The sequence below is a fragment of the Vibrio sp. MEBiC08052 genome (genome assembly GCF_001506075.1).
GTDB lineage: Bacteria > Pseudomonadota > Gammaproteobacteria > Enterobacterales > Vibrionaceae > Vibrio.
This window is the reverse complement of the sequence record NZ_KQ947475.1, coordinates 3,128,150-3,148,424: the sequence shown is the minus strand read 5'-3', so window position 1 is coordinate 3,148,424 and position 20,275 is coordinate 3,128,150. Positions and strand designations below refer to the sequence as shown.

Annotated in this window: 12 protein-coding genes; 11 read left to right on the top strand and 1 reads right to left on the bottom strand. The window is 43.5% G+C overall.

Going from position 1 to position 20,275, the window contains the following annotated elements:
• The first annotated feature begins 99 nt into the window (after window positions 1-99).
• The 11 genes from VRK_RS13695 (at window position 100) to VRK_RS13640 (ending at window position 17,615) form a co-directional block, all read left to right on the top strand.
• Window positions 100-1,296, top strand: a complete 1,197-nt coding sequence (locus VRK_RS13695; RefSeq protein ID WP_059121885.1) for an acetate/propionate family kinase — start codon at window positions 100-102, stop codon at window positions 1,294-1,296.
• A gap of 574 nt (window positions 1,297-1,870) precedes the next feature.
• Entirely contained in the window at window positions 1,871-3,742 is a 1,872-nt protein-coding gene (locus VRK_RS13690) for a methyl-accepting chemotaxis protein (RefSeq protein ID WP_197413107.1), read from the top strand.
• A gap of 248 nt (window positions 3,743-3,990) precedes the next feature.
• A complete protein-coding gene (locus tag VRK_RS13680) occupies window positions 3,991-4,998 on the top strand; it encodes a LacI family DNA-binding transcriptional regulator (protein WP_059121882.1) in 1,008 nt (335 codons plus the stop codon).
• An 18-nt stretch (window positions 4,999-5,016) separates the two neighbouring features.
• Window positions 5,017-6,270 (top strand): ABC transporter substrate-binding protein, encoded by a 1,254-nt coding sequence (locus VRK_RS13675; RefSeq protein WP_059121881.1) that lies wholly within the window; start codon window positions 5,017-5,019, stop codon window positions 6,268-6,270.
• Window positions 6,271-6,331: 61 nt separating this feature from the next.
• Complete coding sequence (locus VRK_RS13670) at window positions 6,332-7,318, top strand: carbohydrate ABC transporter permease (protein ID WP_059121880.1); 987 nt, start codon at window positions 6,332-6,334, stop codon at window positions 7,316-7,318.
• A gap of 1 nt (window position 7,319) precedes the next feature.
• Window positions 7,320-8,216 (top strand): carbohydrate ABC transporter permease, encoded by an 897-nt coding sequence (locus tag VRK_RS13665; protein ID WP_059121879.1) that lies wholly within the window; start codon window positions 7,320-7,322, stop codon window positions 8,214-8,216.
• A gap of 19 nt (window positions 8,217-8,235) precedes the next feature.
• Complete coding sequence (locus VRK_RS13660; protein ID WP_059121878.1) at window positions 8,236-9,585, top strand: GH1 family beta-glucosidase; 1,350 nt, start codon at window positions 8,236-8,238, stop codon at window positions 9,583-9,585.
• Complete coding sequence (locus tag VRK_RS13655; protein ID WP_059121877.1) at window positions 9,585-10,676, top strand: ABC transporter ATP-binding protein; 1,092 nt, start codon at window positions 9,585-9,587, stop codon at window positions 10,674-10,676. The genes VRK_RS13660 and VRK_RS13655 overlap by 1 nt, the downstream gene beginning before the upstream one ends.
• A gap of 93 nt (window positions 10,677-10,769) precedes the next feature.
• Window positions 10,770-13,184 carry a glycoside hydrolase family 94 protein gene (locus tag VRK_RS13650; protein WP_059121876.1) on the top strand — a complete coding sequence of 805 codons (2,415 nt, stop codon included), beginning with the start codon at window positions 10,770-10,772 and terminating at the stop codon, window positions 13,182-13,184.
• 106 nt (window positions 13,185-13,290) lie between these two features.
• On the top strand, window positions 13,291-16,374 hold the full coding sequence (locus VRK_RS13645; protein ID WP_231735778.1) for a GH116 family glycosyl hydrolase: 3,084 nt from the start codon (window positions 13,291-13,293) through the stop codon (window positions 16,372-16,374).
• Between the two features lie 221 nt (window positions 16,375-16,595).
• The gene (locus VRK_RS13640; protein WP_059121874.1) at window positions 16,596-17,615 is read left to right on the top strand and encodes a LacI family DNA-binding transcriptional regulator; all 1,020 of its coding nucleotides are present in this window, start codon (window positions 16,596-16,598) and stop codon (window positions 17,613-17,615) included.
• An 80-nt stretch (window positions 17,616-17,695) separates the two neighbouring features.
• Here VRK_RS13640 and VRK_RS13635 read toward each other — a convergent pair whose 3' ends face one another.
• On the bottom strand, window positions 17,696-20,032 hold the full coding sequence (locus VRK_RS13635; protein ID WP_082671385.1) for a glycoside hydrolase family 9 protein: 2,337 nt from the start codon (window positions 20,030-20,032) through the stop codon (window positions 17,696-17,698).
• Between the last annotated feature and the right edge of the window lie 243 nt (window positions 20,033-20,275).

The following is a 20,275-nucleotide window of genomic DNA, read 5'->3' as shown; positions in this document are numbered from 1 at the left end:
AATAAAGTTGAAACATTCAAAAAATATTGAATAATGGATGCGTTGATTGTTAGGAGAAGCATTTGCTTCAATATTCATTTGAATACAGGATAAAGCCTTATGTCGAACTCGTATGTGTTGGTCGTTAATTCAGGTAGCTCATCCCTTAAATTCGCGGTGATCGACTCTCAAAGCGGTGATGCTATTGTCAGTGGATTAGGTGAATGTTTCGGATTATCCGAGGCTGTTATCAGTTGGAAATATCAGGGTGAGAAAACAGAGGAAACGATCGATTATCCTGATAATCATCACCAACATGCGGTTGATCGGATTGTCAAACTGATTGAGTCCCTCGGACTGAATGACAACATCATTGCTATCGGGCACCGAGTTGTCCACGGGGGAGAGAAATTCACTTCGACTGTTCGAATCAATGAACAGGTCATTACCGAGATTGAGCAACTGGCAGAACTTGCACCTTTACACAATCTAGCTCATGTCAAAGGGATTCGCGCAGCAGTCAAAGCATTTCCTTCGCTACCTCAGTTTGTTGTGTTCGATACCGCATTTCACCAAACCATGCCGAAAAAAGCCTACAGAGATGCAATTCCGACTGAACTTTACGACAAATATGCGATTCGCCGTTATGGTTTTCATGGCACCAGCCACTATTATGTCAGCCGTGAAGCGGCAAAAATGCTGGATAAAGATGTCAATGACACCAATGTAATTTCTGTTCATTTGGGCAATGGCGCATCGGTCTGTGCGATTCGGGATGGTCAGAGCGTTGATACGTCGATGGGATTCACCCCTCAAGCCGGATTGATGATGGGAACGCGCTCCGGTGATATTGACCCGGGCATTATTGAGTTTTTATTAAAGAAAGGCTGGACGCAAGAACAAGTGTTCGACACTTTGTATAAAAAGTCAGGTTTTCTGGGCTTATCCGGTTTGACTTCCGATGCTCGTGGCGTGTTAGAAGCCATGGAACAAGGCCATGAAGATGCCAAACTCGCATTTGAAGTGTTTACCTATCGAGTCGCAAAATATATTGCTTCGTACATGATTCCGCTTCAGCGTGTCGATGCAATTATATTTACTGGCGGTATCGGCGAAAATTCACTGCCGATTCGTCGCGAAATTCTGAATTATTTGCGCGTGTTCGGATTTGTGGAAGATGAAGCCGCTAATGAAGCCGCACGATTTGGTAATTCTGGCGTGATTGCGCATTCTGAAATGCACAATGCGGTTGCAATGGTGATTCCAACCAATGAAGAGTTGGTCATTGTACAGCAGTCAGTTGCATTGCTAGATTAATTGATATTTCACGATTGAAGGCCAACCTTTGATGGGGTTGGCCTTTTTTATATCTGTCTTTCTCCGATTCCAGTCTGAAGATACCTGAATAACGGATATCATTTTTATGAAATATTTTCAAAAATATGAAAAATTTTTCAAGCATTAGATAATTGACACCAAAATAAATATCATATTTTGTGATTACTCTCAATTTTATTCACGTAATGTTATTGATCGTATTTTTATAACTGATTGAATTGTATTGGTTTATCTGTGTGATGTTGAATTTTATAGATTAATGTGAATTCTAGCGATGTTTTCAGTTGTTTCATTAGTTAATATTTTGAATGTTCTGATGATTTGTCATAAATCAACGCAACGAGTTTTTTTCACAACTGTTTTATTCTAATCAATTTTTAAGGCACGCTTGTGCCTTTTTTTTACTCATGTGATATTGAAGAGCTGTAATATGAACCTTAATTTAATTGTATCTAGAGTTTATCTGGGTTTTTTTACTATTATTTTAACAATGTTAATTTCAGCGGGTGCATTATTAAATAGTAATCATAAAGTTTCTGCCAATATGGAATTCATGTTGAAACAATCAGCGCCATTCATATTACGTTCGGGTGAACTGACGATCAACTATTTGGATATTGATCGTAGCATGATGTCATATTTATCAACACTATACCCAGAAGATTTGGATCCTTTAAGCCAGTCAATTCATCAATCGATGCAAGATTTCCAGACAAAACTGGCATGGTTTAAAGAACTACCTGATCCTGAGCATCATATTGCTGAGTTTGTCGAGAAAATAGAATCGACAGCAATTAAGACATTTAAAGATATTAATATGATATTGGATGGGTATAAAACATATTTGGAAATGAAAGATGAAAATGTCAAGCAACGGGCATTACTTCAATCACTCATTATGCAAATTAATAATAATTTGTTAGAAAATCTTGCCGCAGAAAATCAGTCCGATGCACGTCAGTCAATTGAAGCACTACTCACCCAAATCGGATTGCTGGTTGGCGAAGTGAATGAAGCGTTTTCTTTACAAGATGTAATTGAAACGCGCGCATTAGAGCGGCGATTTAAAATTCGGAAAACTCGTTTAGATGATGCTATTGCAACGTTCCAATCCGCATCACCAGCATTTTTTCGTCAAAGCGAAACACCGCTGCAGCTACTTGGGCAGCAAGCTTTCTCTGCTGACGGGGCTGTCTCAAAGCATACGGCGATGGTTGAACTTTATGAGCAACTGACCGCACAACAAGAGACGGTGAAAATCGATATTGATACCCAGTTGAAAAATATTGATGACTTTTCTGCCTATGCCACTCAAATTGCAGAGCAGCGCTATGCTGAATCAACGACTCAGGCTAAAGAATCAGTCATTACTCTGGTGATATTGTCGCTGGTCTCAGTCGTGATTGCACTCTCGATCGGTATTGTGATCGCGACCATGATTCGCAGACCGAGCCGACGCTTGCAACGTGTGCTTGGTCAGGTTGCAGAAAAAGACCTGAGCTCACGAGTTAACTATCAAACCAACAATGAGTTTGGGATGCTGTCTAAGACCGTGAATATGGTCATCGATGATTTATCCCATATCATTCATCAAATTCGCTCGACGGCGAAGCAACTGAATCATGCTTCTCTCGATAACCAACACACCAGTGAAGCGCTCAGTCTCGCCATTGCAGAGCAAACCTCACAGACCGCATTGACAGCCACAGCAATGGAAGAAATCGAATACACAGTGAGAGATATCTCCGAGTCGGTCAGTGAGACGTTATCCATCGCAACCGTTGCGGTGAACGATTCGAATTCCGGACAGGTATTGATGAAGAAAAATGTTGAGTTATTGAATCATCTGTCTCAGCGCCTGAGAGATTCGACCCAAACGATATATCAGCTAGAAAGCTATTGTGCCGGTATCGAGTCGATTCTGGATATTATTTCTAATATTTCTTCACAAACCAATCTTCTTGCGTTGAATGCTGCGATTGAGGCTGCAAGGGCCGGAGAGCAAGGTCGTGGCTTTTCCGTGGTGGCGGATGAAGTGCGAGGTTTAGCGGAAAAAACCACAGCAAGTACCCAAGAAATACAATCGAAAATTGAACAGTTGCAACAAAGCTCTATTTTAGCGGTGAAACAAATATCAGAATGTGTTGATGACATGGAAAATTGTATTATTCAAACGCAAGATGTGAATTCGTCTTTAACTCAGGTTCATATCAATCTGAATAAAATTGAAGAAAGAAGTCATAAAATATCAGCTTCGACTGAGCAACATCAGTTTGCTGCAATTCAAGTCAAGGACAATATTAATAAGATTCAGACATTGTCCCATCAAAATATGGTTCGCTCCGAAAACTTAGCGGAACAAAGTAAAACATTAGAACAAATGGCGGAGCATCAATCTAAACTCACATCCTCATTTAAATTATGATAAGCAATTCAATTAATATTGGAGTGTGAATAAAATAAAAGCATTGAATAAGTAGGGGCTTTTTATGTCATGAATGATAATAATGGTTCTGATGTGAAATGATTTCATGACTTCTTGGAAAACTGCAAAGCCTTTCAATTTTTTTCTAATCGCTAAATAAATATCAGGTTTAGCGTGATTAACGTCACGATTTAGCGGCCAATAATCTTGAATACTCAAGTTGTAAGCGATTTCAGGCAGAGGTTCATTTGGTCACTATCAAACATGTATCAGAGCGTGCTGGTGTATCACAAGCAACCGTTTCCAGAGTCATTAATGGTTCGACCCGAGTAAGTCGGGAAAAGCAGTTAAAGGTTGAAAGTGCTATTAAAGAATTGGGTTATCGTCCCAATTCTATTGCCCAAGCACTGGCTTCCAGCCGCACAGATAGTGTTGGTATTGTTGTTCCTGAACTGGGTGGTCCGTTTTATTCAGGGATATTACAGAGTATTGAAGGGCAGCTACGTCAACTCGGTTATCATGCAGTGATTACTGCCGGTTCAAATACCGAGCAAAGTCAAAAAGAAGCAGTTGAATTTCTTTTGGGACGTCGGGTTGATGCACTTATTCTTCACACCCAGCAACTCGATGATGATTATTTAATCATGTTGGAAGAACGAGGACTTCCTATTATTTTGATTAATCGCGTCGTACCTGAAATGGTGACCAGTTGCATTGATATCGATAATGAAGCCGGTGGTTTACTTGCAACGCAATATTTGATCAAAATGGGGCACAAACATATTGCTTGCATTACAGGACCACTGAATAAATCTGATGCAAGGGGACGCCTGCAAGGTTATAGAAAGGCGCTGGAAAATGCCGGGTTGGAATATAACGAAATGCTGGTTTCTGAAGCCGGATTTACCGAAGAAACCGGGATGAGCGCTATGAAAAAATTACTCAATCGCGGATGTCAGTTTTCTGCTGTATTTGCAGCGAATGATCATATGGCATTCGGTGCGCGTGAAGTGCTGAAATCGGTAGGGCTTTCTGTTCCGGATGATATTTCGTTAGTCGGATTTGATAATATTCTTTTTGCTCGTTATCTGACTCCGGGGTTAACAACCATTGACTTTCCGATTGAAAAAATGAGCAAAGAAGCAGTAAAACTCGCGATTCATAAACTCAATAAAAATAAATCTGATGTGAATCTTAAACTTGTACCTTCTCTAGTGATTAGAGATTCGGTCAAGAACGTAATAAATACCCTATAAGTTATTTAAGGATAAATGATGAAAATAAAAGCCTTAACACTCACCTCGGCTGTTCTGATGGGAATCGTGTCTGCGCCTTCTTTTTCTGCTGATGCGGATAAGAATATTCGCTTTGATGGATTTCCTGATTTTGACAGCAGCCTGAAAGTGATACTGCCTGATTTCGAAAAAAAGACAGGGATTCATGTTGATTACCTGATGAATAACCACGGTGACCATCATACCAAGCTCACCACCAACTTGGCGACAGGCTCGGGTGCCGGTGATGTTATTGTTGTTGATGTTGAGAAAATTGGCCCATTTGTCGCTTCAGGTGGCTTGGTCGATCTGTCTAAAAAATATGGTGCCGATCAGTACGCAGATCGTTTCGCGCCTTATGCTTGGTCTCAGGGAAAAGGGAGTGACGGTGATATTTATGGCATGCCGGTGGATTTAGGGCCGGGTGTGATGTATTACCGCACTGATATCTTTAAAAAAGCCGGGCTGAAAGTTGATGATGTGATCAAAAGCTGGGACTCATACATTGCTGCGGGTGAAAAACTCAAAAAAATGGGTGTCCAGTTAATTCCATCCGCTGCTGATGTTGCCCAAACTATTATTTTCACCACCGTCCCTGAAGGTGAAGGCATCTATTTCGATAAGAATGGTAAACCGGTTGTCACGTCTGAACGATTTGTTCATGCGTTTCAAATCGCCAAAGAAATTCGTGATAAAGGTTTGGATGGTCGAATTCTGGCTTGGTCAAATGAATGGTATGAAGGATTCCGTAAAGGGACTTTTGCGACGCAATTGTCAGGGGCTTGGCTGCTCGGACATTTACAGAACTGGATCGCACCGGAAACGTCAGGAAAATGGGCTGTCTCACATTTACCAGATGGGATTTACGGCAGTTGGGGTGGGTCGTTCTTATCGATTCCTAAGCAATCTAAACATCAAGATGAAGCATGGGAACTGATTAAATACATGACGACAAATCGTGACATACAGTTGAAGCATTTTGCAACAATTGCTGCATTCCCTGCCAATATCACCACTTATGATGACGACATGTTTAAAGAGAAAATTGATTTTCTCGGTGGTCAACAGGCTCGGTTGTTATTTGCTGAAGTGGCACGCAATATCAAACCGGTTCAACCGTCAAAAGGGGATCACATTGCTCGCTCGATTATTTTCGAAAATGCGCTGATGGAAGTCCTTGATGAAAATAAAGACATTAAAACTGCACTAAAAGAGGCTGAACGTTTAATTAAGCGTCGTACTCGTAATCTTTAATTCATGTATCTGTATGTATACAAGGAAGTCATGATGACTTCCTTGTAAAGAGGTTGTAATTATGAAGCATTCGTCAAGAGATGAAAATAGAAGCCCATCGGATGAGCGTTTTTTAAATAAATATTTGAAAGCGCTTACACCCTATGGTTTTTTATTCCCATTCTTATGTATTTTTTCAGTGTTTGGCGTCTTTCCATTAGTTTTTTCAGTTTATCTTTCATTTCACGCATGGAACCCGGTTGAAGGTTTAGAGGCGATGAAATTTGTCGGGTTTGAAAATTATTCAATCGCTTTAACCGATCCGTGGCTTTGGCGTTCACTCGAAAATACATTTTGGCTCGCGATTACTTCCGGTGTCGCACAACATTTAGTCGCCATTCCTGTCGCTTATATTTTAGTCTCAATGGCAGATCGATTACGTCATTGGTTAACGTCTGCTTATTTTCTGCCTTATATTACTTCCACCGTTGCAGCGTCACTGATCTTTTTTAATATGTATTCGCCCAATTCAGGCATTATTAATCAGACACTGACTTCGCTCGCTGATAGCTCTTTATTCGGCTGGGCTTTTGCGTGGGTGAATCAATTCCAGCCGATTCGTTGGCTTGATGATGCAACGATGGTGAAACCGTCCATCGCGATTATGGTGTTCTGGAAATATACCGGTTTCAATATTGTTTTATATACCACGGGTCTGATGACGATCCCGAAAGATATTTTAGAAGCCGCACGGATGGATGGTGCCAATGCCATACGTCGTTTCTGGAGTATCTCACTACCTATGATTCGTCCTTTTATTTTCTTTGCCGTCACCATGACGATTATCGGCAACTTACAGCTTTTTGAAGAACCGTTTGTTTTGACCCGTGGTACCGGTGGTACCGGCCAGTCAGGTTTAACAATTTCAATGTACCTCTACAAAGTGGGTTGGGAATGGTTAGAAATGGGCACCGCTTCTGCAATTTCATGGCTGCTGTTTGCCCTGATTGCAATGTGTACTTTGATTCAATTTTTCTTCTTCGGCAAGAAAGGACTGGGGGAACAATAAAATGTTGACGAACTCATTAGAGACAAAACCTTCGGGCCTGAATGCTTTAAAACCGAGTGATGGAACGATCGCGGTGATGACAAAGGTAGTCATGATTGTATTGGCGTTTGTTTTAATTATCTCTGCAATTGTGACGGTTTTTCCGTTTGTTTGGTCGGCGCTGTTATCAACCCGTGACCGGACTGAAATTTTTGGTTCAGGCATTAGTTTCGCAATTGGCGATAGTTTGGCAATCAACTATGCCAAGCTCCAAGAAATCATGCCATTTTGGCAGGCGATGTTTAATTCGATTTATGTTGCCTTTCTTGGGACTGCAATCTCGCTGCTGTTTTGTAGCATGGGTGGCTACGCATTCGGCGTGTTTCAATTTAAAGGCAAGAAATTTATGTTCGGGATGTTAGTCGGCTCCATGATGATTCCGCCGGTGCTCAGCCTGATTCCTTATTTTATGATTATTAAGTTTCTTGGTTTGTTAGATAACCACATTGCGGTGTGGCTGCCGTTTACGACCACCCCATTTGGGATTTTTCTGATGCGTCAGCACATCGTTGCATCTGTGCCGAAAGAGCTGTTAGAAGCCGCGAAACTTGATGGTGCCGGTCAGCTGCGCACTTACTGGAGTGTTGTCTTGCCTTTGATGAAACCGGCTTTGGCGACATTAGCCATCGTCCAGTTTGTCTTCTTCTGGAATATGTTTATGCAGCCGTTGGTCGTACTGACAACACCTGATAACTACGTCATCACCCAAGCCTTGCGAAGTGTTCAGGGGATCCCGAATACCCCTTGGGGCGCGGTAATGCTCGGCACAACAATTTCGATTCTGCCCCTCGTAGTGACTTATTTATTTGCATCTAAACAGATGATCAGCGGGCTCACATCCGGTGCAGTGAAAGGTTAAAATTTTAAAGGTTATGAACATGAATAAATACGAATTTCCTCAAGATTCTCAATTACGTCATAAAGACTTTGTGTTTGGTGTGGCAACTTCTTCCTATCAGATTGAAGGGGGAGCGACCGAAGGCGGACGGACGCCTTCGATATGGGATACGTTCTGTCAGAAACCGGGCAAAGTGGACAATGGTGACAATGGCGACGTGGCTTGTGATCACTACCATCTTTGGCAACAAGATATTGAAATGATCAGTGATTTAGGCGTTGATGCCTATCGCTTATCGATTGCCTGGCCGCGTATTCTGCCTGAAGACGGCGTGGTTAATCCGCAAGGTTTGGCGTTTTATGAGCAGATCATCGATGCATGTCATGCCCGGGGAATGGCGGTATACGTCACTCTGTATCACTGGGATCTGCCCCAATATCTTGAAGACAAAGGCGGTTGGCTCAATCGTGAAACTGCGTACAAGTTTGCTGAATATGCGGATATCGTCAGTCGTCATTTTGGCGATAAGATCGATGTGTATACCACATTAAATGAACCGTTTGTGGCTGCTTTCTTAGGCTATCGCTGGGGGATTCATGCGCCGGGTGTTGTGGGCGAGCGGGAAGGTTTATTAGCGTCCCACCACCTGATGCTGGGCCATGGTTTAGCCATGCCGGTGCTCCGCAAGAATGCTCCGAATGCAAAACATGGGGTGGTATTTAGTGCATCGCCGGCTTACCCCCTGACAGACGAAGATATCGGTGCTGCCAATTATTCTGATGCTGAAAACTATCAATGGTTTATTGATCCGGTTCTCAAGGGTGAATACCCGGCCTTAATAACCGAACGTCAAGCGATGAATATGCCGATGATTCTGGAAGGGGATCTCGAGATTATTTCCGCGCCGGTCGATTACATCGGGATTAATTATTATACCCGCAATGTGGTGCGTTATGGTGAGAATGGCGAGATCAAAACAGTGCCGCAACCCGAGAATGAACATACCTTTATCGGCTGGGAAATTTATCCTCAGGGTCTGACGGATTTGCTCGTTCGTTTACATGAGCGGTATGACAATATTCCACCCATTTATGTCACTGAAAATGGAGCAGCAACCAACGACACTTGCATTGATGGTCAAGTCAATGATGAACAACGTGTGCGTTATTTTCAAACTCATCTTGAAGCTATCGATCAGGCAATTAAGTCCGGAGTGCGGATTGACGGCTATTTTGCCTGGAGTTTAATGGATAATTTTGAGTGGGCATTTGGTTATCGTCAGCGGTTCGGCTTGGTTTATGTTGATTATCAAACCCAAGAAAGAACACTGAAACAAAGCGCTATTGCTTATAAAAATATGTTGTTAGAGCGAGCTGAGGAGAACAAGTAATGGCTAAAGTTGAATTCAGAAACATCAAAAAATCTTTCGGTGATGTTGATGTCGTGAAGCACTTTGATTTCACGGTGAATGATGGTGAGTTCGTGGTGTTCCTCGGGCCGTCGGGCTGTGGTAAATCAACGACATTACGGATGTTGGCCGGGCTTGAAAGTATTACCTCCGGTGATATTTATGTCGGCGATAAGCTGATCAATAAAGTGGATGCCAAAGATCGGGATTTAGCCATGGTGTTTCAAAGTTATGCGCTTTATCCCCACATGACAGTTTATGAAAATATCGCATTCGCACTGAAACTCAAAGGTATGGCTAAAACCGACATCGATACAGAAGTGCGTAAAGCGGCCAAAATGCTTGAACTGGAACCATTACTGGATCGCAAACCGAAAGAGTTGTCGGGAGGCCAGCGTCAGCGGGTCGCAATGGGACGCGCGATGGTTCGGACACCCAAAGTCTTCCTGTTCGATGAACCGCTCTCGAACCTCGATGCAAAACTACGGGGTGTGATGCGTGAAGAGATTAAACAACTACACCGCGAGCTGAAAACGACTACGATTTATGTCACCCACGACCAAATTGAAGCCATGACGCTCGCAGATCGGATTGTGATCCTCAAAGATGGGTATGTCGCACAAGTGGGGACGCCAACGGATGTTTTCCAACGGCCGGCGAATAAGTTTGTTGCCCAGTTTATCGGCAGCCCGTCGATGAATATGCTGGATGCAAAACTCATCAGTCAGGATCAAGAATTTTATATTCAATTGGGTGAAAATCTGATTCCGTTGCCTGAACGATTTAAAACATTAGCTTCGAAAAACTTAGCATTACATTTGGGCGTTCGCCCGACAGATATTCATTTACGGGCGCAACATATCGATCATGATCGTGTTTTTCCATTCTCGGTAAAAATTAAAGACAAAGAATTACTCGGTGCCAGTATTTTATTGAAAACTGAAATTGCCGGTCAACCACTGACTGTGGAAACACAGGCTGCTGAAGTAAGTACCGATGAGTTAAAACTATATTTAGATCTGGATTCAATTCATTTATTTGATGCATTGAGTGAAAACTCTTTAGCCAGTTAGTGCCGCTATTTTCAATATAAATTAGCGTTAAACTCACAATATATTTAAATCGATTGCTTCCTTTATCAATAAAGGAAGCTAGGGATAGTCATAATGAAATTCGGATATTTTGACGATAACAATAAAGAATATGTTGCCACAACACCATGTACACCAATCAAATGGTGTAATTATGTGGGAACGTTAAATTTTGGTGGTTTAGTGGATAGTAACGGCGGTATTTTGCTGTGTAAAGGCGATCCCGCACTCAATCGAATTACCAAATATATTGCCCAGATGCCAAATGCCGACTTTAAAGGCTCGACGTTATATTTAAAAGTTCGCAATCAAGACGGGGACGTCACGATTTTCTCACCATTTTATACACCGACGTTGAAGCCGTTGGATAAATTTGAAAATCATACCGGGCTGTCTTACACCACCATTATTGCCGAAGCTTATGGTGTGCGCTGTGAGTGCACCTTTTTTGTACCGAAACAAGACCCGGTCTTACTACAAAATATTAAAGTGACTAATATTTCCGGTGCTGATTTGCATGTGGATGTCATTCCCGTAGTTGAATTCACCCACTTTGATGCATTAAAGCAACTGGTCAATGCCGATTGGGTGCCTCAGACCATGATCCTGAAAGCGCATCAGCAAGCGCAGGGCCATACCGTTTTGGAACAGTATGCGTTCATGAAACGAGACTACGCGGTGAACTTATTGACTGCTGATCGGCCAGCGACGTCATTTGACGGTGATCGCCAGAAGTTTCTGGGTAATCGCGGGTATGGGAGCTGGGCAGCTCCAGAAGCACTCAATGGTGCTGAACTGACCAACAGCGAATGCTTACGTGGAGATAATATTGGCGCGCTGAATTTACGTTTAGGCTGGCTGACACCTCAGCAAACCGAGCGTACTGTGGTGCAGTTGACCCAAATGGCGAGCCTTGATGCTGCACAGCCAATGTTAGATAAATATCGCGATCATCAGGTGGTTGATCAGGCTTTTGCCGCGCTGAGTGAGTTCTGGGATGACTACTTATCGGCGATTCAAGTCACCACACCTGATGCAGCCATGAACTCAATGCTGAATGTGCACAACCCGCGTCAGTGTCATACCACCAAAAACTGGTCGCGCTATTTATCACTGTATCAACTCGGTTATGGTGCGCGAGGGATCGGATTCCGCGATTCATCGCAAGATATTCTCGGTGTGATGACCCACATGCCTGAAGAAGCTCGCGAATTTATCGAACGGTTACTCTCGGTGCAAAATACCAATGGTTCCGCTATGCACCAGTTCTTCCCTTCGACAATGGAAGCCAATGCCGGTGACTCGCGTGAAGAAGAAGACCGCCCGAATTACTACGGCGATGATCACCTGTGGATTATCTATGCAGTGACTCAATACATCAAAGAAACGGGCAATGCGGATTTTCTCAACCAAGAGATTCCTTATTATCAAAAAGATAAACAGGGTAAGCCGATTGAATCAGGGACTGTCTGGGATCATTTATGCCGGGCCGTCCGATTTACGGAAACGCATACCGGTCAACATGGTTTACCGCTACTGGGATTTGCCGACTGGAATGACACGGTGAATTTGCCGACGGGGGCCGAGTCGTTGATGGTCGCCAATATGTACGGTAAAGCGTTATTGGATATGCTCGATTTGTGTCAACTGCGTGGTGAGGTTTCGCTCGCACAGCACTATCAAAGCCAATATGAACAGATGCAGCACATCGTCAATCAACACGGCTGGGACGGGGAATGGTTCGTTCGTTACTTTGATGAAAAAGGCGCACCGATTGGATCGCATACCAATGCCCAGGGACAGATCTATACCAATGGACAAAGCTGGCCGGTGATTTCAGGGTTTGCAACGTCTGAGCGGGCTACACAAGCTTTGGATGCCGTCTATACCAAATTAAACACCGCGAATGGCATTAAGCTCTCGACCCCCGGATATAACGGATTTTCGCCCGAACTGGGTGGGGTTTCTACGTATCCGCCCGGAGCGAAAGAGAATGGCGGTATCTTCTTGCACGCGAACCCATGGATGATGATTGCCGAAACGAAAGTCGGCAACGGTGATCGTGCCTACCAATATTACCGACAAATTAATCCGGCTTCTAAGAATGATCAGGTCGAGATTTTTGAGTCTGAGCCTTACTGTTATCCGCAAAATATATTGGGAGACGAGCATCCACAATTTGGTTTAGGTCGTAATGCATGGCTATCCGGTACTTCATCATGGACATACGTCGCCGGTACGCAGTGGATCTTGGGTGTCCGGCCTGAAATTGATGGTTTGATCGTGGATCCTTGTATTCCCAGTGATTGGCCTGAATTTTCCGTACAGCGTAAATTCCGCGGAGCGGTTTACCAGATTCATGTTGCCAATCCGCACCAAGTTAGCCGGGGCGTGTCAGAGATGCGGGTCGATGGTGTGGTGATTCAAGGAAACAAGGCACCGATATTTACCGACGGTGTGCATCATATCGAGATTACTTTAGGTCAATGATATTAGGCGAATGATAAATAAAGGGCACATCGGAGTGCCCTTCCATCTCAAAACACATAATCACTATTTTTCAATCGTGTGGAATATTAAATTACGATGGATATGAATGATGAATAACAAAATACCCTATACAAGTTATTGTGGGCTTGCGAGTGAACTCTGTAGTCAAGGCGACGCGGTTGAATTTCTTCAGCCGTGGTATACACCAGTCTCTACCATGCCAGAAAATACCGGCATGGCTGTCGGTGGCATTGGTTCGACATTTACGCTGACCCCAAAAGGCGAGACACCTAATTTCAGTTTTATTCCCGGAATTTATATTGATTGTTCACAAGAACAGATTAATTTTAATGATTTTTATATTTCGGTCATGGATGATCTGGATGTTGATAATATCCGAATTCGTCATCTCGAAGATTTAGGACGATTTCTGACATTCTATCCCGTGACTTTTGCCGGTGTTGAGCTTGAAATTGATGATGAACAGAACACGTTGGCAAGAATTAAACAGGGTCTGTGCGGTTTAAATTTCTACCTAGAGAATCAGGAGCGATTTGAACGTTGGCAGATTGAATTTACCGAGAAAACACAGCATTTAATTCATCAAGCGCCTCAGGCGCTGGAAACCCAACTCTGGGTGGCGATGGAGTTTTTTAATGGGTTGCTAGTCAATGCATCAGCCGAGGTATCATCGCTGGCATCTCATCGAACCGCTGATATTGACGTGGTGAAATCAGAAGACATCCATTATCAAGCGTTATACCCGATGGCGCAGTATGAATACACGTGTTTTGATGATGTGAAAGTTCGTCGCAAAGTAGTATCCCCGATCGTCAAAGGGGATGAAAAACTGTGTTCACTCCCACTGCACTGGAATCACTATCATCTAGAAAACCGTTGTGGAGTAACCAAGCTAATCACGTTAGTGCAGCCTTTTGACAACCTGATTGGTTCAACCTACCAGAAAAGCCGGCAAGGCGTTCAGGACTCATCATGTTCACTGGTGCGCAATGCGATTCAACAGCAGCACCACATCGCAACAATCAGCGATGAACAGCAACAGTTTATCGGCGTGAGTTTAACCAGTGATTCGCCATACCATTCTGATATTGAAGGTGAAGTTTTATACGGAGTCGTGGTGAATCATGCGGATCTCGATTCGGGTAAAGTGACGATTACCGTCAAACCGACCCTGTATGATTCGCAGTTGGATGAGGCGTTAGTGGCTGCATTGAATATCGGGCGCACCAATCGCTATTTTGACTGTGGTACCTACACGGGGCGGGAGTCGCTGTCGGCCTTAGTAGTTGTGCAAGTCGAATTACAGCCCGGTGAATCGCTGGATTTAAGATTTTTACAAGTGATGGATCACAGTAAAATTTGGCTGGATGACTGGCATTCCGAAAAGGCTTACAGCCGTTTTTTTCCGGCGCGTGACAGAGCCATACGGATGGCAACAGAAATGCTCTCTCAACTTGAGTCAATTGAAGAGCGCATCATCCGCCAGCAAATTGCACTCTATGACACGGTTGCTCAACAGATGAAAGCGCGGGAAACCGCGGTCAGTTTTTCCACCATGGCGATGAATACCTTGTCATTTCTCGCAGAGTCAACGGTTTGGGATTGTCATGACAGGTTTTTAGTCAAAGAATGCGTGGATTATCCGTTCTTCAATTCGTTGGACGTCTACTTCTATGGTTCTTTTGCGATTCTTTATTTGTTGCCACGCTTAGATGGCAAAGTCATGGAAGCATTTGCGCAGGCTATCTTGTCTGAAGATGAGACACCTCGGCGTTATTGGGAATATGCCGAGCGACCTTTTGCTGATGTGAGCGACGATAAATATTTGGGTGTCCGTGCTGTTTACGGTGCTGTGATTCATGATTTAGGCAGCCCTTTTGATATCCGGCCGGATGCTTATAGCTGGCATAATGTGAAAGAATGGAAAGACCTTGCACCTAAATTTATTTTAATGGTCTACCGTCATTATCAGGAGACCGGTAATCACGCGGTCCTTGAGGCTTGCTGGCCTGCGGTGCAAGAAAGTATCAATTATTTGTCTTCTTTGATCGAAGCCGGTGACACACTGCCGTTGGTGCACGGAACCGATGATACATTTGATAATCTTTCTTCACATGGTGTCGCTATTTATTGTGCGAGTTTATGGGTCGCAGGGCTTCGGGTTGCGAGTCAATTAGCCCAAATGATGGGAGAACAAAAACTCTCAAGTGAATATCAACAACGCGCGGATGCTGCATTTGCAACGTTAGAACAGAGTTTGTGGGATGAGCAGAAAGGCTATTACCACTTCTCTGCAACCCCGATTCAAGTGAAACACTTGACTGGTCACGACTACCAGCCACTTAAACAGTTAGGACTGACGCTGTCGGGCGACCGTATGGCCGATGCCCGGATCTTGAATAACTATCTCAATCACGTCGATCAACACAGTGAACAGTCTCGGTTTGAACAGCGATTGCATAAGAAACAGCAGCTTTTAACGGTTGCTCCGCTGGCATTTAGCCAAGAATATCAAGTTATGGCGATGGATTCGGATAATAGTTTCGGTGATGCGTTGGTTGCCGATACCTATTTGAAACTGATTGGGATGGATGGGCTGTTTCGTTCAGAGCGAGTCAACCGGACACTCGATTTTATATACAAAACAAATTACCTGAAAAACAGTCCTCACTTGGGCGTTGCCAATATGACCCTTGCTGACGGTGCACCGCATGATGCTTTCCAGGCTCAGGATGTCTGGGGTGGTGTCCAGTTTAGTGTTGCGAGTGCGCTAAAATTAGCCGGGAAATACGAACAAGCCGAAACGTTACTGAAGACCGTTTACAATACGCTGTATCACTCAGCCAAAATTCCGTTCGCAGCACCGGAAGGGTTCAATGGGTCTGCCCGAGTGACCGTCGGTGATTTACAAACTTTACTGGCGCTGAATGAGGCCGAGGCAACTCAATGTCTACAGTCTTTAAAATCGGTTAATGCGATGCTTGAAGACGGGCGTGTTAATCCGACCCTCCGTGCTGAGAAAGCGGAATTCATGCGTGGGTGTGCCGAGCAGGGGTTAAATGAGACACAGGTTGAAACACTTTATACGTGGCTCATCAGACAAAGTATGAAATATACCGCAGGTCGTTATTTTAGACCGGGGATGATTTTTTCTTATATTTATCGTTAATCCTGCCGTCATATAATAAGGGTTGATGAAACACAACCCTTATTTATTCTTCACTTATTTACATCCTCAAGTGACTTTAAGGGATATTCCACCCGGAATATCCCTTAAATGCAGTAAGTTGAATATATGTTGAATCCTGCACACCTTAAGGTGACTTGAGTGTATGACTTATGCTAAAAGTGTTTAGTGTGAGTAGATAAATATTATTAAATAGGTTGATTATGGATAAGACTAATAAGAACATGGCACCTACCGCTTACGAAGTAGCGAAGCTTGCGAATGTATCCCCCAGTACCGTTTCCCGGTACTTTAACCGAACGTCTTATGTTTCCAATGACAAGACTGCCAAAATAGAAGAAGCGATTCGGGCATTAGGGTATAAACCTCATATTCATGTCGATCGACTCGAAAAAACACGTTCGATGACGATTGGCGTGTTGGTGCAAAACCCCGATAGCCCATATACCAGTAGTCTGCTCATTGATATGGAAAAGGTACTGGCGGAACATGGGTATTCAATTCTGATTTCCGTCAATAGCTGGCAGGCAACGTTGATCTCACATTCTTTAGATTATCTGCTTAAAAGTAATGTTGATGCGATTATCATCATCTCCGGCAATGTTGATAAAAAATTGATCCAGAAGTGCTCAGAAAAAATCCCTGTGGTTGCGGTAGGATACAATATTGAAGGTGAAAAAATTAAGTCGATTTCTCTGGATAATACGATGGGCGGATATTTAGCGACGCTGCATTTAATCCAGTTAGGTCATGTAAATATTGCTCATATCAAAGGATTAGCGGATCACGATGATGCGATTTCACGGTTTGAAGGATATAAAAAGGCACTGGATGAGGCCGGTATCGGATTCAAAGAGAAACTCGTATTAGAGGGTGATTTTAGCATCAAGACCGGATATGAGAAAATGGTGGAACTAATTGAGTCCAAAGCATATTTTTCAGCCGTTTTTGCCGCCAATGATTTAACGGCCTATGGTGTTATTCGGGCACTGAATGAGAATGGGTTTAAAGTGCCGGATGATGTTTCTGTGATCGGTTTTGATGATCTCCCCATATCACCTTACTTTACTCCTTCATTGACGACCTTACGGCAGCCCTTAGATGAATTGGGTGCGATTAGTGCGCGCAGTGTTTTAAAACTGTTAAGTGACGAAACAGAAGTTGTAAGAGTGCCACCCATCAGTTTAATTACCCGAGAGTCCACCAAATCTCGTTATCAATGACAATGGGTGATTCATGAAAAAGGCCGAAAATAGAATTTATTTCCGGCCTTGTAAATGAGCAGTTCTGTGAAAACTAATCGTTAATGTGCTTGAACATCATCAAGAAAGCTAGCCGTCCAGAAGAATGGTGCATTCCAGTTAACGGTCACTTCATTCAGCGTCCATGCACCGATGTCATCTTTCCAACACGTTTGTCCGATACATTTCCCTTTCATTGATGATGCAACCGGATCACTGAAATTGATCGAGTTTGGACCACCTGACATCACACCGGGTGGGACGAGTGGTGAATTACTGTCGATTGAATGCGCCCAGAAACGATGGTGAGGATTCATCAGAGGACGGCTGCCATAACCAGACACATAAGACTGATCAAGCGGATTGCGACCTAAAATATAGTCCATTGCATCAATGACTGCTTCAGCGTATTTCGGATCATGGGTAAAATCATAAGCGATGCCTAAGAAGATACTCCGATTCATGAAATTAGAATTCGACCCCCATGTGTACTCGGTCGCACTGTCGGGAATGTGATAACCTTCTTTCGCGATGGCACGCAGGTACATATCTGCGGTGTGAATCACATTCGCCCGTGCTTTTGCTTTGTCTGCCTGAGGTAACTGATTCGGTACGAGTGCCAGCGTTAATGTTCCCGCTGTGCTCACACCTTGCCAATAGAGATCGCCGGTCGCATTGGCATCACCTTTTGGTGTGGTCAGATAGTAAGGTGAAGACTGGAGGGCATCTCGATACTCTTTTTTACCTGTGGTGGTAAATAATTCAGCAGCTGCCCAGTAGAATTCATCACCTAATTGAGTGTCATCATATGGGCCGGAGCCGACAAAGTTGTCATAAGCAAAAACATTTTTATGCAAGTTGGCTGCTTTCCAGGCTTTTTCTGCTGAAACAAGGCACTGTTTGGCAAAAGTTGGATCTGAGTCTTTCCAGACACGTGCACATTGGGCAGCGGTTGCCGCTAGGTTAAGGGTTGCGGCCGTCGTCGGGTAGCTTAAGAAACGTTTTCTCGGATCTTTGTGCGGTGGCAGTGGCATACCGGTCCATGCATCATCCGCAACTTTGTGGAACACCATGCCGCCGGCATCAATTTGTGTCAGTTTCAGATGATTCTGTTGCTTAGATTGGTCACCAATCGGCACCCAGACTTTTGAATGTTCAGGGGCTTGCATCGCCATCATAAAACTCATCATCCATCTGGATTCATCTAGCAAATCATTGTATTTGTTGTGATTTTCTGGGATTTTCACTTGGCCGTCAGCAAACGCACTGGCTTGTTTCGGATGGGCGAGTTTTTCTCGTTCGTAGTAGTTCATTAATGTCCAGACTGAGATTCCCCCGTTGACCACGTATTTGCCTTGATCCCCTGCGTCATACCATCCGCCGGTGACATCTAAAGAAAAATCACATCCCGGCCACTGATTTCCTTTGGCATCGGTTTGATTGAAACAGGTGACAATCTCCGGGAGATGTCCGGCCGGGCGAGCCAGATCTTTGCGCTGGACGTACTCGGGTAAAATATCAATGCCGCTGCGCTGTTGGTAGAAGAAAGACAGTGCATCATATTTCATTTTCCGGTAAATCGAGTTATCAATCGCAAAGGGATGGCTACGCTGCCCGTCAACTTCAAGTACTGCTTGGCTGACAGATTGGTGAACATCACTAAAATCGATAATTTGAACATTTTCACCGGACGCTTTATTGAGGCCAAACGGTGTGGTTTTCCCTTGAGCAATCTCATGATTGTTGGCGTCAAACAGTTGCCACGTTAAAGGTGATGTTTTTGGCGTGGCAATTACAGCACGTTTCGGGCCATTGACGAAGTAGCCGACTTGGTTGACTTGAACTTTCGAGAGATTGGCTTTCTTGGTATATTTCGGACCGGATAGTGAAATATCTTTGACACAAACGGTGGTCGGATTTGCAGTCCCCATTTGAAACTGAAGCTGCACCTTATCATCATTGGCTGAGGGTTTGAATGAATAATGGAATGACTTCAGCTCCTGATTTAATGCTGTGTCTTTGAGGAAGTAGCTGGTGTAGGGTGCGCCATCATGCTGAACCAACGTTTTTACCTTGATCGGTTGATATGCCTTCGCCTGAAATTGAATTTGGTAAACTTCTCCCTTTTTCAGCGCGAGGCCGGACTGGCCTAAAATGACATCCCAAGGATTGGCACCTTTTTTATCGAAGGTAATACATCCCATCTGATCACTTGATTTCAGCGTTGCGCCTGCGGCCCACCATCCCTCTGTTCCTTGAGAAAAATGGCCATTGGTGAGTAAGTTTTCTGAATGGACACTGGGATGATTATCAGATGAAGCTTGCTTCACCGAACAACCACTCAATCCAATAACACCGCAACTAATAATAGTCACGATAGTTAACCGCTTTTGATTCATTTTAACCTCTTTATTTTTAAATAATACAGGTAGATATTTATTGTTAAATAAATAAATTTTTTCTGTATGGTTGCCTTCCCTTGATAATTTGGGTTAGATAGTATTCAGAATCGAGACATTCGATTTTATTGATAAAACGACAGTTAAAATAATAATGCAAGTGTTAGTTTTTAAATTGTGAAGCTTATTGTTTTTTTTGTTTTTTCATATTGGTTAATCCATCATAATTAATGAAAAGAAACA